This is a genomic window from Alloalcanivorax profundimaris (assembly GCF_015265435.1).
GTDB classification, from domain to species: domain Bacteria; phylum Pseudomonadota; class Gammaproteobacteria; order Pseudomonadales; family Alcanivoracaceae; genus Alloalcanivorax; species Alloalcanivorax profundimaris.
The window spans coordinates 272,537-287,628 of record NZ_JABJWH010000005.1 but is presented as its reverse complement, the minus strand read 5'-3'; the positions used below and the strand labels follow the sequence as shown (position 1 = coordinate 287,628).

Annotated in this window: 12 protein-coding genes; 8 read left to right on the top strand and 4 right to left on the bottom strand. The window is 67.4% G+C overall.

The genetic code is table 11. From position 1 onward, the window contains the following. Positions 1–280 precede the first annotated feature (280 nt). The gene (nhaB, locus tag HMJ39_RS02705; RefSeq protein WP_194296184.1) at positions 281–1,876 is read left to right on the top strand and encodes a sodium/proton antiporter NhaB; all 1,596 of its coding nucleotides are present in this window, start codon (positions 281–283) and stop codon (positions 1,874–1,876) included. Between the two features lie 7 nt (positions 1,877–1,883). Here nhaB and dnaQ read toward each other — a convergent pair whose 3' ends face one another. Genes dnaQ through HMJ39_RS02690 form a run of 3 tightly spaced genes read right to left on the bottom strand, consistent with a single transcriptional unit; the run spans position 1,884 to position 3,868 of the window. Beyond that, the gene (gene dnaQ, locus HMJ39_RS02700) at positions 1,884–2,600 is read right to left on the bottom strand and encodes a DNA polymerase III subunit epsilon (protein ID WP_194296183.1); all 717 of its coding nucleotides are present in this window, start codon (positions 2,598–2,600) and stop codon (positions 1,884–1,886) included. Beyond that, positions 2,597–3,040, bottom strand: a complete 444-nt coding sequence (rnhA, locus tag HMJ39_RS02695) for a ribonuclease HI (RefSeq protein WP_194296182.1) — start codon at positions 3,038–3,040, stop codon at positions 2,597–2,599. The genes dnaQ and rnhA overlap by 4 nt, the downstream gene beginning before the upstream one ends. A 3-nt stretch (positions 3,041–3,043) precedes the next feature. Next, positions 3,044–3,868, bottom strand: coding sequence for a class I SAM-dependent methyltransferase (locus HMJ39_RS02690; RefSeq protein WP_194296181.1), 825 nt, complete (start codon positions 3,866–3,868; stop codon positions 3,044–3,046). 61 nt (positions 3,869–3,929) lie between these two features. On the opposite strand from HMJ39_RS02690, the gene gloB reads away from it, so the two are divergent. The 7 genes from gloB to HMJ39_RS02655 all read left to right on the top strand — a co-directional run bounded on the left by gloB (position 3,930) and on the right by HMJ39_RS02655 (position 12,988). After that, positions 3,930–4,703 (top strand): hydroxyacylglutathione hydrolase, encoded by a 774-nt coding sequence (gene gloB, locus HMJ39_RS02685; RefSeq protein ID WP_194296180.1) that lies wholly within the window; start codon positions 3,930–3,932, stop codon positions 4,701–4,703. 152 nt (positions 4,704–4,855) lie between these two features. Next, positions 4,856–6,481, top strand: a complete 1,626-nt coding sequence (locus HMJ39_RS02680; protein WP_194296179.1) for a LysM peptidoglycan-binding domain-containing protein — start codon at positions 4,856–4,858, stop codon at positions 6,479–6,481. A 105-nt stretch (positions 6,482–6,586) separates the two neighbouring features. Beyond that, entirely contained in the window at positions 6,587–8,383 is a 1,797-nt protein-coding gene (locus tag HMJ39_RS02675; protein ID WP_194296178.1) for an extracellular solute-binding protein, read from the top strand. Next, positions 8,383–9,465 carry a microcin C ABC transporter permease YejB gene (locus HMJ39_RS02670; RefSeq protein ID WP_194296177.1) on the top strand — a complete coding sequence of 361 codons (1,083 nt, stop codon included), beginning with the start codon at positions 8,383–8,385 and terminating at the stop codon, positions 9,463–9,465. Before HMJ39_RS02675 ends, HMJ39_RS02670 begins: the two co-directional genes overlap by 1 nt. Next, entirely contained in the window at positions 9,465–10,508 is a 1,044-nt protein-coding gene (locus HMJ39_RS02665) for an ABC transporter permease (protein WP_194296176.1), read from the top strand. Before HMJ39_RS02670 ends, HMJ39_RS02665 begins: the two co-directional genes overlap by 1 nt. Then, positions 10,505–12,112, top strand: coding sequence for an ABC transporter ATP-binding protein (locus tag HMJ39_RS02660; protein ID WP_194296175.1), 1,608 nt, complete (start codon positions 10,505–10,507; stop codon positions 12,110–12,112). Before HMJ39_RS02665 ends, HMJ39_RS02660 begins: the two co-directional genes overlap by 4 nt. Before the next feature lie 72 nt (positions 12,113–12,184). Continuing rightward, positions 12,185–12,988, top strand: coding sequence for an enoyl-ACP reductase FabI (locus HMJ39_RS02655; protein WP_161384328.1), 804 nt, complete (start codon positions 12,185–12,187; stop codon positions 12,986–12,988). A 95-nt stretch (positions 12,989–13,083) separates the two neighbouring features. On the opposite strand, the gene HMJ39_RS02650 is transcribed toward HMJ39_RS02655, so the two are convergent. After that, entirely contained in the window at positions 13,084–15,027 is a 1,944-nt protein-coding gene (locus tag HMJ39_RS02650; protein ID WP_161384329.1) for a SurA N-terminal domain-containing protein, read from the bottom strand. Positions 15,028–15,092 lie beyond the last annotated feature (65 nt).

The following is a 15,092-nucleotide window of genomic DNA, read 5'->3' as shown; positions in this document are numbered from 1 at the left end:
TCCCCGGCCGGCCCGAACACGCCCCGAAAAGGGCGCGCAAGGCGCGGCAAAACCCCGTTCAAGCGGCGTTTTCACTTTCTCACGGCCTTCAACAATGCGTCAACTTTCAACTCTAAGCAACTGATTCCTCGGCATATTGTTAACCCCTGCACAGCGGAAAACCGGCCCCGCGCCTTGATCCGGAGCAAAGCACGGGCACCGCGCCCTGTACCCGGGCAAAGGAAGTGCTTATTATTGCGCCGCCCATCCGAGGCCAACTCATAAATAAGCAGGAAGAGCCATGTCCGCCCAACTCGGCCGTGCCTTCGGTCAGAATTTCCTGGGGCAAGCCCCCGCCTGGTACAAGTACACCATCGTCGCCTTTCTGATCGCCAACCCGATCGTGGTCTGGACACTGGGGGAAGTCGCCGCCGGCTGGTTGCTGCTGGCGGAGTTCATTTTCACCCTGGCCATGGCGCTCAAATGCTACCCGCTGCAGCCCGGCGGCCTGCTGGCCATCGAGGCCCTGCTGATCGGCCTGACCACCCCGGCCACGGTGTTGCACAAGGTGGAGGGCAACCTGGAGGTGCTGCTGCTGTTGATCTTCATGGTGGCCGGCATCTTCTTCCTCAAGGATCTGCTGCTGTACATGTTCACCCGGCTGTTGCTGGGGGTGCGCTCCAAGATGCTGCTCAGCCTGCTGTTCTCCATCGCCGCTGCGGTGCTGTCCGCCTTCCTGGACGCGCTCACCGTCACCGCGGTGGTGATCGCGGTGTGCACCGGCTTCTACGGCATCTACCACAAGGTGGCATCGGGCAAGAATTTTCAACAGAAACACGATCATGGCGACGACACCGCCGTGGAGGAGCTGCACCGCGAGGATCTGCGGCGCTTCCGCGCCTTCCTGCGCAGCCTGCTGATGCACGCCGCCGTGGGCACCGCCCTGGGCGGCGTCTGCACCCTGGTGGGCGAACCCCAGAACCTGCTGATCGCCACCAAGGCGCAATGGGAATTCGGTGAGTTCTTCCTGCGTATGGCGCCGATCAGCCTGCCGGTGCTGGTGTCCGGCCTGCTCACCTGTCTGTTCCTGGAATGGAGCGGCAGCTTCGGCTACGGCGAGGAGATCCCGGAAAAGGTCCAGGCGATCATGCGCCAGTCCGCCCTGGAGCAGGAAAGCCGTCGCACCACCCGGGACAAGGTGAACCTGGTGGTACAGGGCCTGATCGCCGTCTGGCTGGTGGTGGGCCTGGCCACCCACGCCGCCCCGGTGGGCCTGGTGGGCCTGAGCGTGATCATCCTGGCCACCGCCTTCTGCGGCATCATCGAGGAGCACCGCCTGGGCGCGGCGTTCGAGGAAGCGCTGCCGTTCACCGCCCTGCTCACCGTGTTCTTCGCGGTGGTGGCGGTGATCGCCGACCAGCAGCTGTTCGCGCCGGTGATCGAATACGTGCTGTCCCTGGAGCGTGACGCCCAGGGCTCCGCCTTCTACCTGGCCAACGGCGTGCTCTCGGCGGTGTCCGACAACGTCTTCGTGGCCTCGGTGTACATCGACGAGGTGGCCCTGGCGCTGGTCAACAACGAGATCAATCGCGACACCTTCGACCTGCTGGCCGTGGCCATCAACACCGGCACCAACATTCCGTCGGTGGCCACCCCGAACGGCCAGGCCGCCTTCCTGTTCCTGCTCACCTCCGCCCTGGCGCCGCTGGTGCGGCTGTCCTACGGGCGCATGGTGGTGATGGCCCTGCCCTACACCATCGTCATGAGCCTCACCGGCCTGCTGATGACCGCCGTGGCCCTGGAGCCGGCCACCGAGTACATGTACGAGAACGGCTGGATCGAGCACCACCAGCCCAGCGAGCTGAACATGGACGCGGACACCACGCCGCACCATTGAACGGCGATCAGCCTTCCAACTCTTCCCACAGCGTGCGCTGGCCGTTCTTGTCGGCGATGGCGGCCAGCTTGGCGCGGTGCCGCTCGGCGTCGCCCTGGTCGGCCCGCACCACCGCCAGACGGGGGCGGTCCACGGCCAGCCGGCGGATCGCCTCGGCCACCCCGGCGCCGTCGTCGGCGCCCTCGGCGCCCAGGGACAGCCGGGTCTGGCCGCCGGTCATGGCCAGGTAGACGTCGGCCAGAATCTCCGCGTCCAGCAGCGCGCCGTGCAGTTCCCGGTGGCCGTTGTCCACGTCATAGCGGCGGCACAGGGCATCCAGGCTGTTCTTCTGGCCCGGGTGCAGGTCGCGGGCCAGCTTGAGGGTGTCGAGCACGCCACAGGCGTCCGCCACCGTGCCCCACTGGCGCCCCAGCCGCTTCAGTTCATGGTCCAGAAAGCCCACGTCGAAGGGCGCGTTGTGGATCACCAGCTCGGCGCCACGCACGAAGTCCATGAATTCCTTGGCGATCTGATCGAAGGTGGGCTTGTCGGCCAGGAATTCCGTGGTGATGCCGTGCACCTCCAGGGCGCCTTCGTCGATATCACGCTGCGGATTGATGTACAGGTGCAGGTTGTTGCCGGTGAGGCGGCGGTTTTCCACCTCCACGCAGCCGATCTCGATCACCCGGTGCCCGGATTGAGGGTCCAGGCCGGTGGTTTCGGTATCCAGTACGATCTGTCTCATGCCCGTGCCTTCATCTCATCGATGCCGCGATTGGCGAGCTGGTCGGCCCGCTCGTTCTCCGGGTGGCCGCTGTGGCCCTTCACCCAGTGCCAGCGCACCCGGTGGCGGGCGGCGGCCTCGTCCAGGCGCATCCACAAATCCTGGTTGACCACCGGCTTCTTGGCGGCGGTTTTCCAGCCCCGCTTTTTCCAGTTGGCCATCCATTCGGTGATGCCCTTGCGCACGTACTGGGAGTCCGTGGTCAGACGCACCTCGCATTCCTCGCGCAGGGCCTCCAGGGCCTGGATGGCGGCCATCAGTTCCATGCGGTTGTTGGTGGTGTGCGGCTCGCCACCGTGCAGTTCCTTTTCGCTCTTGCCGTGGCGCAGCACGGCGCCCCAGCCACCGGGCCCCGGGTTGCCCCGGCAGGCGCCGTCGGTGAATATCTCTACCTGCTTCAAGAATTACTCCGTATTCCGTTCCTGCCGCCAGCGGGCCACCGGCACCGACACCACCTTGGGGCGCTGGCGGCTGAAGGCGCGCTGCGGGGCCAGCGGTCGCATCATCGCCGCGCGCTTGCGCGCCACCAGCAGATAGACCCCGCCGAAACGCCACCACAGACGCCGCCCCAGCCATTCCAGCCAGCGCAGGCGCCCCCGGCCCCGGTCGGCCAGCGGCAGATTATAGAAGCCGCCGGCCAGGCCTTCGACCTCGAAGCCCAGCACATGCAGCCAGTCACTGACCCGGTAGGGTCGGAAGTAGCGTCCGTTCCAGCCCGGCCGCCCGTCACCGCCACGCAGCCAGCGCGCCAGCCCCAGTGGACTCAGCGGATGAAAGCCAAGCACCGCGATCACCCCGCCCGGGGCGACGCAGCGGGCCGCTTCGCGCAGCACCTGATGGGGATTGTCCTGGAATTCCAGGCCGTGATGCAGCAGCACCACGTCGACGCTGTTCTTGGCCACCGGCAAGGCCAGGGGGCAGGCCTCCAGCCGCACCGGCCGGGTGCCGTGGTCATCATCGGGGGCCGGCTCCGGGCCGCCGCCCAGATGCACCGGGTTCACGGCGCAGCGCCAGGGCAGCCGGATGCCGGCCAGCATGTCGCGGCCGCGGCCGCCACTGATTTCCATGGCGCGCTGGCCCACCAGCTTGGGCAGCCAGTCCGCCAGCATGGTCCGTTCCGCGTCCAGCACCGCCTGGCCGGCTTCACTCTCCAGCCAGGCATCGAAGCGCCGCGTCATGTCGTCGGGCTGGCGACGGAACGGGGAACGGGAAAGCGGAGGCAGTTGCATTTCTGACATTCTCCCTGCCGACTGTTAGCATCGGGGCACCCCAAGCACAGAGTAACACGTCATGCTGCAAGCCCCTACGGCGATTCCCGCCTTCTCGGACAACTACATCTGGGCGATTCACGACGGCGCCCACTGCGTGGTGGTGGACCCCGGCGACCCGGCCCCGGTGGAAGCCTGGCTGGCCCGCGAGGGCCTGACCCTCAGCGCCCTGCTGATCACCCATCACCACCCGGACCACGTGGGCGGCGTGAGCGCCCTGTGCCGCGACCGGGACATTCCGGTGTACGGTCCGGCCCGGGAAACCATCCCGGAAATGGACCACCCGCTGCGCGATGGCGACCGGGTGCGCCTGGCCACGCCGGACCTGGAACTGGAGGTGATCGACGTGCCCGGCCACACCCTGGGGCACATCGCCTTCCACGCCCCGGAACAGGGCTGGCTGTTCTGCGGCGACACCCTGTTCGCCGGCGGCTGTGGCCGGCTGTTCGAGGGCACCCCGGAGCAGATGCACCATTCACTGACCCGCCTGGCCGGCCTGCCCGAGCAGACCCTGGTGTTCTGCGCCCACGAGTACACCCTGGCCAATCTGTCCTTCGCCGCCGCCGTGTCCCCGGAGGACGCCGCCGTGGCCGAACGCCTGGCCCGGGTCCGTGAATTGCGCGATCAGAACACCATCACCCTGCCCTCCACCGTGGGCGAGGAGAAACGCACCAACCCCTTCCTGCGCGCCGCCGAGCCGGCCCTGCGCCAGGCCTGCGAGCGTCATTTTGGCGAGCGCCCGGACACCCCGGTGGCCGGTTTCGCCGCCCTGCGCCGCTGGAAGGATTCCGCCTGAACGGCGGGCGGGCAGGAAAAAACGGCACGAATATGGCATTGTGATGCCCATCGAATTTCCGGGGGAGCGCATCGCGACGGTGGTCTTTTTTCTTGCCCCGTGCGGGGGCGATGCCTAGAATCCACGTAAAATTTCGCTCGTATATTGTTGTTATGAATAAACTTCTGGGTTGCGTGGCCTTGGGGCTCACGCTTTTGGGGAGTGGCTGTGCCCTGGCGCCTTCCGGGCCGGCTTCGTCGGATCAATCATCCTCCCGCCAGGTGGACGAGCTGCCGCCCATGCCGGCGGCGGAACCGTCCCTGGAGGATCCCGAGCTGGCCAACGGCATGGCCGAACCGGAACCGCGCAATCCGGACCACGCCGGCCAACCGGACCGGGATCTGTGGCAGCGCATCCGCGCCGGCTATGGCCTGGACCTGAACGTGGACAACGATCGGGTACGCGCCCAGCGCGAGTGGTACGCCCGCCATCCGTCCTACTTCACCCGCGTCACCACCCGCTCGGAACGCTACCTGCACTTCATCGTGGAAGAAGCGGAAGCGCGGGACATGCCCCTGGAGCTGGTGATGCTGCCGGTGGTGGAAAGCGCCTTCGACCCGTTCGCCTATTCCCACGGCCGCGCCGCCGGCCCCTGGCAGTTCATCCCCTCCACCGGCAAGTATTTCGGCCTGGACCAGACCTGGTGGTACGACGGCCGTCGGGACATCAAACGCTCCACCCGCGCCGCCCTGGATTATCTGCAGAAGCTGTCGGCCCGCTTCGACGGCGACTGGCTGCTCGCCCTGGCCGCCTACAACGCCGGCGGCGGCACCGTGTCCCGGGCCCGCCGCCACAACAAGGAAGCCGGCGAACCGCTGGACTTCTGGCACCTGAACCTGCCCCGGGAAACCACCGCCTACGTGCCCAAACTGCTGGCGGTGGCGCAGATCGTGCGCGAGCCGGAACGCTACGGCGTCACCCTGCACCCCATCGACGACGAGCCCTACTTCGCCTCCGTGGACGTGGGCGGCCAGATCGATCTGGCCCAGGCCGCCAGCCTGGCGGGCATTTCCACCGAGGAGCTCTACCTGCTCAACCCGGCCTTCAACCGCTGGGCCACCGCCCCGGACGGTCCCACCGACCTGCTGGTGCCGGTGGATCAGGCCGACGACTTCCGCGAGCGCCTCGCCGCCCTGCCCGCCGAGCAGCGCATGCGCTGGCTGCGCTACACCATCCAGCGCGGTGATTCACTGGGCCTGATCGCCAAGCGTCACCGCACCACGGCGGCGGTGCTGCGCGACATCAACGATCTGCACGGCAGCACCATCATCGCCGGGCGCACCTTGCTGATCCCGGAGCCGGCGGCGGACCAGTACGCCCTCAGCGCCGACGCCCGCCTGGCCAAGCAGCAGGGCCGCGAGCGTGATGGCCGCCAGCGCGTCGACCACCGGGTAGCCGCCGGCGACACCCTCTGGGAGCTGGCGCGAAGCTACGACGTCAGCGTGCGAGCCCTGGCCCGCTGGAACAACATGGCCCCCGGCGATCCGCTGCGGGTGGGCCAGACCCTGGCGGTGTGGACCGAGAACGGCCCGGCCGCGCCGGCCGGCGCCGACCGCCAGGAAATGATCCGCAAGGTGCGCTACTCCGTGCGTCGCGGTGACTCCCTGTACGCCATCGCCGACCGCTTCAACGTGTCCGTGAGCCAGATTCGCGACTGGAACAACGGCGTGCAGGGCAACCGCTACCTGCAACCCGGCGACCGCCTGACCCTGTACGTGGACGTACGCAGCGCGCCCTGAACTTCCGGCGGCGCGCGCAGTCCGGGTATTGGTGAATAACACGGCCTGGGCTATGGTGACGCCACCGGCCCTTTTCAGGAGTCCACAATAACGATGACAGGCGCTATGCGGTCCCTTGCTACCCTCCTCCTTCTGATGCCGGCCGTGCTGGCCGGCCCGGCCCGGGCGGACGTGATCACCGCCCATGCCATCGCCATGCACGGCGAGCCGAAATACGGCCCCGGCTTCGAACACTTCGACTACGTCAACCCGGACGCCCCCAAGGGCGGCAGCCTGCGCCTGCACGAACTGGGCGGTTTCGACAATTTCATGCCCTGGCTGCCCAAGGGTACCGCCGCCAGCGGCGTGGAGGGTCACTTGTTCGAGAGCCTGCTGACCCGCAGCCTGGACGAGCCGTTCACCGAGTACGGCCTGCTGGCGGAGAAGGTGGAGTACCCGGAAGACCGCTCCTGGGTCACCTTCACCCTGCGCCCGGAAGCACGCTTCGCCGACGGCGAGCCGGTGCGCGCCGAGGACGTGGCCTGGACCTTCCGCCAGCTGCGCGAGGAAGGCGCGCCCTTCTACGCCTACTACTACGGCGACGTGGAAAAGGTGGAGGCCCTGTCCGAGCGTAAAGTGAAATTCACCTTCAAACCCGGCGACAACCGGGAGCTGGTGATGATCGTCGGCCAGTTGCCGGTGATGCCCAAGCACTATTGGGACGACAAGACCTTCGCCGACGCCACCCTGGAACCGCCCATGGGTTCCGGCCCCTACCGGATCAAGAGCTTCAAGCCCGGCAAGCAGGTGGTCTACCAGCGCCGCGACGATTACTGGGGCAAGGATCTGCCGGTGATGCGCGGGCGCTACAACTTCGACCGGGTGATCTACGAATACTACCTGGATGAAACCGTGGCCCTGGAGGCCTTCAAGCGCGGCGATTACGGCTGGCGCACGGAAACCAACTCCAAGCTGTGGGCCACCGCCTACACCGGCGACGCCTTCGACAGCGGCCGGCTGGTCACCGAGGAGGTGAACCACAGCAATCCGGCGGGCATGCAGGGCTTCATATTCAACACCCGGCGGCCGCTGTTCCAGGACCCGGTGCTGCGCGAAGCGATCGGCTACGCCTTCGACTTCGAGTGGTCCAACCGCAACCTGTTCTACGGCCAGTACAAGCGCACCCGCAGCTACTTCCAGAACTCCGACCTGGCCGCCACCGGGCTGCCCGGCGAAGAGGAACTGAAGCTGCTGGAACCGCTCCGCGACGACCTGCCTCCCCGGGTGTTCACCGAGGCCTACCAACCGCCGGTGTCCGACGGTTCCGGCCGCCCCCGGGAGAACCTGCGCCATGCCCAGCAATTGCTGATGAAGGCCGGCTACCAGGTGCGCGACGGCAAGCTGCACACCCCGGACGGCAAGCCGGTGAAGTTCGAGTTCCTGCTGTTCCGTCCGGCCTTCGAGCGGGTGGTGCTGCCGTTCGCCCGCAATCTGAAGACCCTGGGCATCGACGCGAACGTGGTGCGCGTGGATCAGTCCCAGTACGTGCAGCGCCTGCGCCAGTTCAACTTCGACATGCTGATCCAGGGCTGGGGGCAATCCAGCTCGCCGGGCAATGAGCAGCGCGGCTTCTGGAGCTCGGAGGCCGCCGAACGGGAAAGCAGCCGCAACTTCGCCGGCGTCAGCAACCCGGCGGTGGACGCCCTGGTGGACAAGGTGATCCGCGCCAAGACCCGCGAGGAACTGGTGATCCGCACCCGGGCCCTGGACCGGGCCCTGCAGTGGGGCTTCTATGTGGTGCCCAACTGGTACGCGCCCCACCACCGCTTCGCCTACCGGTCCGGCCTGGCGCACCCGCCCTTGCCGCCCTACGTGCCGATCTTCGGCGCCCTGGATCTCTGGTGGGATAAAAGCGCCGACTGATGCTGGTCTATATCCTCAAACGCCTGGCACTGATCGTGCCCACCCTGTTCGGCATCCTGCTGCTGAACTTCGTGATCGTGCAGGCGGCCCCCGGCGGCCCGGTGGAGAAGGCCCTGGCGCAACTGCAAGGGCTGGGCGGCGGCGGCACCGGCGGCGGCTTCGCCGGCACCACCGCGGACTTCACCGGCGGCGGTGACGGCGATTACCGGGGCTCCCGGGGCCTGCCGCCGGAGCTGGTGTCGCGCATCGAGAAGCTGTACGGCTTCGACAAGCCGGCGCCGGAACGTTTCTGGCTGATGGTCAAACGCTATCTGACGTTTGATTTCGGCGAATCCTACTACCGGGACAAACCGGTGAGCACACTGATCGCGGAACGGCTGCCGGTGTCGATCTCGCTGGGGCTGTGGAGCACCCTGATCACCTATCTGGTGGCGATTCCACTGGGCATTCGCAAGGCGGTCCGCGACGGCAGCCGCTTCGACGTCTGGACCAGCACCGCCATCGTGGTGGGCTACGCCATCCCCAGCTTCCTGATCGCCATTCTGCTGGTGGTGCTGTTCGCCGGCGGCTCCTACCTGGAGTGGTTCCCGTTGCGCGGGCTCACCTCCGACGACTTCGACCAGCTTTCCACCTTCGGCAAGGTCCTGGATTATTTCCATCACATCACCCTGCCCACCCTGGCCATCGTGATCGGCAACTTCGCCACCCTGACCATGCTCACCAAGAATTCCTTCCTGGACGAGATCGGCAAGCAGTACGTGCAGACCGCCCGGGCCAAGGGGCTCAGCGAAAAAGGCGTGCTCTACGGCCATGTGTTCCGCAACGCCATGCTGATCATCATCGCCGGCTTCCCGGCGGCGTTCGTGGGCATGTTCTTCACCGGCGTGCTGCTGATCGAGTACATCTTCTCCCTGGACGGCCTGGGCCTGCTGGGCTTCGAGTCGGTAATCAACCGGGACTACCCGGTGGTGTTCGGCACCCTGTTCATCTTCACCCTGCTGGGCATGCTGCTGAAGCTGGTGTCGGACCTGACCTACATGTGGGTGGACCCGCGCATTGATTTCGAGCGGAGGGCACGCTGATGGAGCTGAGCCCGATCTGGCGCCGCCAATGGCGCACCTTCCGCCGTAACCGCCGGGGCCTGTGGTCGCTGTATCTGTTCCTGGTGCTGTTCGTGCTCAGCCTGGGCGCCGAGTTCGTCGCCAACGACAAGCCGATCCTGGTGCGCTACCAGGGCGAGCTGTACATGCCGGTGTTCAACGTCTACCCGGAAACCACCTTCGGCGGCCTGTTCGAAACCGAAGCCAATTACCGCGACCCCTACGTCAGCGAGCTGATCAACGAGGACGGCTGGATGCTGTGGCCACCGGTGCGCTACAGCTACGACACCATCAACTACGACCTGGAGGTGCCGGCGCCGGCGCCGCCCTCGGCGGACAACTGGCTGGGCACCGACGACCAGGGCCGCGACGTCCTGGCCCGGCTGATCCATGGCTTCCGGCTGTCGGTGCTGTTCGGGCTGATTCTCACCGTCGCCGCCAGTGCCATCGGCATCGTGGTGGGCGCCGTGCAGGGCTACTACGGCGGCTGGCTGGACCTGGCCGGGCAGCGCTTCGTGGAGGTCTGGTCGAGCATGCCGATCCTCTACCTGATCATCGTGATTTCCAGTTTCGTGGTGCCCGGCTTCTGGACCCTGCTGGTGATCATGCTGCTGTTTTCCTGGATGACCCTGGTGGACCTGGTGCGCGCCGAGTTCCTGCGCGCGCGCAACCTGGACTATGTGCGCGCCGCCCAGGCCCTGGGCGTGCGCACGCCGGTGATCCTGTTCCGCCACATGCTGCCCAACGCCATGGTGGCCACCCTCACCTACCTGCCGTTCGTGCTCAATGCCTCGGTGATCATGCTCACCTCCCTGGACTTCATCGGCTTCGGTCTGCCGCCTGGCTCCGCCTCCTTGGGCGAGCTGCTGGGCCAGGGCAAGGCCAACCTGCACGCGCCCTGGCTGGGACTCAGCGCCTTCGTCACCCTGGCCCTGATGCTGTCGCTGCTGGTGTTCGTGGGCGAGGCGGTGCGCGACGCCTTCGACCCCCGCAAGTACCTGGCCGGCACCGGAGAGACGTCATGAGCCTGCTGAGCGTGCGCAACCTGAGCATCTGGTTCGACGACCCGGCGCGGCCGGCGGTGGACGGCGTGGACCTGGACATCGAGGCCGGGCGGATGCTGGCCCTGGTGGGGGAATCCGGCTCCGGCAAGTCGCTCACCGCCCTGTCGGTGATCGACCTGCTGCCGCCCGGCGCCACCCGCCGGGCGGACGCCCTGACCCTGGAGGGCGAGGACGTGCTGGGCTGGCCGGAAGCACGGCGGCGGGCCTTGCGCGGCGGCCGCGTCGGCACCATCTTTCAGGAACCGCTGACCGCCCTGAACCCGCTGCACAAAGTGGAGAAACAGATCGGCGAAGCGATCCGCGTGCACCAGCGGCTGGGCCGCGAGGCGGTGCGCCGGCGCTGCCTGGAGCTGCTGGAACAGGTGGAGCTGCCGGCCAGCGAGGACATGCTGGCGCGCTATCCCCACCAGCTCAGCGGTGGCCAGCGACAACGGGTGATGATCGCCATGGCCCTGGCCAACGACCCGCAACTGCTGATCGCCGACGAGCCCACCACCGCCCTGGACGTGACCATCCAGGAAACCATTCTGGATCTTCTCAAGCGCCTGCAGCGCGAACGCCACCTGAGCATCCTGCTGATCAGCCACGACTTGGGGCTGGTGGGCCGCTTCGCCGAGGACGTGGCGGTGATGCACCGGGGCCGCATCGTCGAGCGCGGCGCCACCGGCGAGGTGCTCAGCGCGCCCCGCGACGCCTACACCCGCCACCTGCTGGACGCCGAACCCGCCGGCCGGCCCGATCCCCTGCCCGCCGACCCGCCGGTGCTGCTGCGCGCCGACGATCTGGCGGTGCATTTTCCCGGCCGCCGCCAGGGCTGGCTGGGACGCCGGGATACCGTGGCGGCGGTGGATGGCGTGTCCTTCCAGGTGCACCGCGGCGAGACCCTGGGCGTGGTGGGTGAATCCGGCTCCGGCAAGTCCACCGTGGCCCTGGCCCTGCTGCGTCTGATCCAGGCCCGGGGCAAGGTGGTGCTGCTGGATCAGCCGCTCCATGAGCTGGGCGGCCGCGCCCTGCGCCCCTGGCGCCGCCACATGCAGGTGGTGTTCCAGGACCCCTACGGCAGCCTCAATCCGCGCCTGACCGTCTCCCAGGCGGTGGAGGAAGGGCTGCGCGTGCACCACAAGGAGCTGGACGCCGCCCAGCGCGCCGCCCGGGTCCGCGACCTGCTCGCCGAGGTGGGCCTGCCGGCGGACAGCGGCGACCGCTACCCCCATGAATTCTCCGGCGGCCAGCGCCAGCGCATCGCCATCGCCCGGGCCCTGGTGCTGGAGCCCGACTTGCTGATTCTGGACGAGCCCACCTCGGCCCTGGACCGCAGCGTCCAGGCCCAGGTGCTGGACCTGCTCAAGGCCCTGCAGCGCCGCCACGGGCTCAGCTATGTGTTCATCAGCCACGACCTGAAAGTGGTGCGCGCCATCAGCCATCGCCTGCTGGTGATGCGCCACGGCAAGGTGGTGGAGCACGGCGACACCGACCGGGTCTTCGCGAACCCGGAGGACGCCTACACCCGGCGTCTGATCGACGCCGCCTTCAGCCGCGACGGGAAACAAGCCGTTGCACAATAACCCCGCCGGCGCCTTTTAAGGTCCCCAGGATCGCCTATACTGGGCGCCGGAGTGACTTTTTGAGGACGAACCATGGGTTTTCTCGCAGGCAAGCGATTCCTGATCGTGGGCATCGCCAGCGACCGTTCCATCGCCACCGGCATCGCCGAAGCCATGCACCGGGAAGGCGCGGAACTGGCCTTCACCTACCAGAACGACAAGCTCAAGAGCCGGGTGGTGAAAGCCGCCGAGCGTTACGGCGGCAACGAAGCGCTGTGCTTCCCCTGTGACGTCACCTCCGACGACCAGATTCAGCAAGTGTTCAGCGACCTGGGCAAGCAGTGGGATGGCCTGGACGGCGTGGTGCACGCGGTGGGCTTCGCCCCCGCCAACGAGCTGGACGGCAACTTCGCCGACGTGGCCACCCGGGAAGGCTTCCGCATGGCCCACGACATCTCCGCCTACAGCTTCGTGGCCCTGGCCCAGGCGGCCCGGCCCATGATGGCGGGCCGCAACGGCAGCTTGCTCACCCTCACCTACCACGCCTCCCGCCAGACCGTGCCCAACTACAACGTCATGGGCCTGGCCAAGGCGAGCCTGGAAGCCTCGGTGCGTTACCTGGCCTCCAGCCTGGGCCCGGAAGGGATTCGCGTGAACGGCATTTCCGCCGGGCCGATCCGCACCCTGGCCGCCTCCGGCATCAAGAAATTCCGCAGCATGCTGGACTACAACGCCGCCAAGGCGCCGCTGCGCCGTAACGTGACCATCGAGGAAGTGGGCAACACCGCCGCCTTCCTGTGCTCGGACCTGGCCTCCGGCATCAGCGCCGAGATCACCTACGTGGACGGCGGCGCCGCCACGGTCTCCATGCCGTTCGAGGAGCCCGGCGAGGAATAATCCCGCCGCGCACGCCCTACCCCGTCTCCGGGGATGCCGCATAGAAAAAGCCCGCCGTTTGGCGGGCTTTTTCGTGGTGCGCGGCGCGGCGCCGGTCAGGGCTGTGGCTGCCCCGCCGGCTGCGACTCACCCTCGGCGAGCCGGTTGGGGTGCAGCTCCACGTCCAGGTTGTCGCGCAGGTACGCCATCACCTGACGGAAGGTGCGTTCGCCTTCCACCCGGGCCAGCTCGCGCAGGGCCTGCCGCTGCTGCTCGTCGGGCAGCGCTTGCACGGCGCCGTCCTCCACTCCGGTGACCTGGAAGGCGACCAGATCGCCGTTGCGCAGATCCACGAAGCGGATGTCGCTGGTTTCCCCGTCGGCGGGCCGGGGCGTGCCGAAGGCAGCGTCGGTAACCGCCATGTCCGGCTCCGCGGCGCCGCGCTGCAGGCCGCTTTGCTCTTCCACCGCGCCGTTGAGCAGTTCGGCCAGCCGGTTCAGGTCGGCGCCCTCCTCTTCCGCGGCGGTGCGCGCCTGGTCGGCCAGCTCGGCGGCCCGGTCACGGGCCTTGCGCAGACGCAGCTGGGCGACGATGTCGTCACGCACCTCGGCCAGCGGCTGCGGCTCGGCGGCCTGGGTATCCTGCAGGCGCACCGCCACGAAACGGTCTCCGCCCAGTTCCAGCAGGTCGCTGTTGTGGCCCTGCTCGCGCACCGCGTCGCTGTTCAGCGCCTGGCGCACCTGGTCGTTATTGATCGGCGCCGGCAGATTCTGCAGGGACACCCAGTCGGTGGTTTCCAGAGGCAGGTCGAGCTGCTCGGCGGGCACTTCCAGGTTGGCGTGCTCGTAGATCAGCTCTTCCAGGGTAACCAGATCCTCGGACAGCATGGACTGGGCCTGGGCACGCTGCAGATCGGCGACGATCTGGTCGCGCATCTCCGCCAGCGGCGCCGTTTCCGCCTTCTGCTCGCTTTCCACCTTGAGCAGGTGGACACCGGCGTCGGACACCACCGGCTCGGACACATCGCCCACGGACAGACCTTCCAGGGCCTGATCCAGGCTTTCCGGCAAGGCCCCCGGCTCCACGGTGCCCAGCTCGCCGCCGCTGTTGGCGGTGGCGGCATCGTCGGAGTATTCGGCGGCCACGTCGGCGAAGCTCTCGCCGGACTCCAGGGCCTGGCGGGCTTCCTCGGCGCGGGCCACGGCGGCGTCCTCGTCCCGGTCGTCGTTGACCGCGATCAGCACGTGGGCCACCTGGCGACGGGTGGAGGCGCTTTCGCGCATCTGCTTGCGGGCCTGGTACTCGCCCTGGATCTGCTCGTCGCTGATCTCGATGCGATCGGCGTAATGGGACGGGTTCAGTTCCAGGTAGCGCACGCGCAATTGCTCGGGGCGCATGAACTCGTCCTGGTGCTCCTCATAGAAGGCGTTCACCTCCTCGTCGGAGACCGTCACGTTCCGGCGCAGACCATCCAGATCCAGGCGCACGTAACGAATGTCGCGGCTCTGCTCGCCCAGGCGGCGCTGTTCCGCCAGCTCATTGGGCAGCGCGAAGTCGGTGCCGGCGAAGGCGCCGCGATACTGCTGGCTGATGCGCTCCTGGCGGATGCCATCCAGATACCCCTGGGGCGTCATGCCCTGGGCGCGGACCATCTGCTCGAAGCGGGTTTCGGAAAAGGCGCCGTTGTCGACGAAAGCGGGGTTATCGCGAATCTCGCGTGCCGCCTGGCTGTCGCTGTAGGCCATGTCCGCGTTGCGCGCGGCGGCGATCATCAGCTGCTCGTTGACGATGCCCTGCAGCACCATCTGCGGCCGGATGAAGGAGTCCAGCATGGATTCATTGATGTTGGGGCTCTGCTGGCGCAGCATCTGACGCAACTGCTGGGTGCGCGAATTCACGTACGCCCGGGTGATCTTGTTGCCTTCCACTTCCGCGACCGTGCTGTCGCTGCCTCCGCCGGTGAAATACCCATAAAAACCGGAAATCACGAAGGGAAGAATGATGGCGGCGAGCAGAACCTTGCCCACGGGGCCGCGGACAAATCGCCTGAACTCCTGCATGGTTTACTCCAAGGGATCGTCTTTTTTTATCGATGAAAACCGGTGCCGTTCATGTCGGCCGTGGC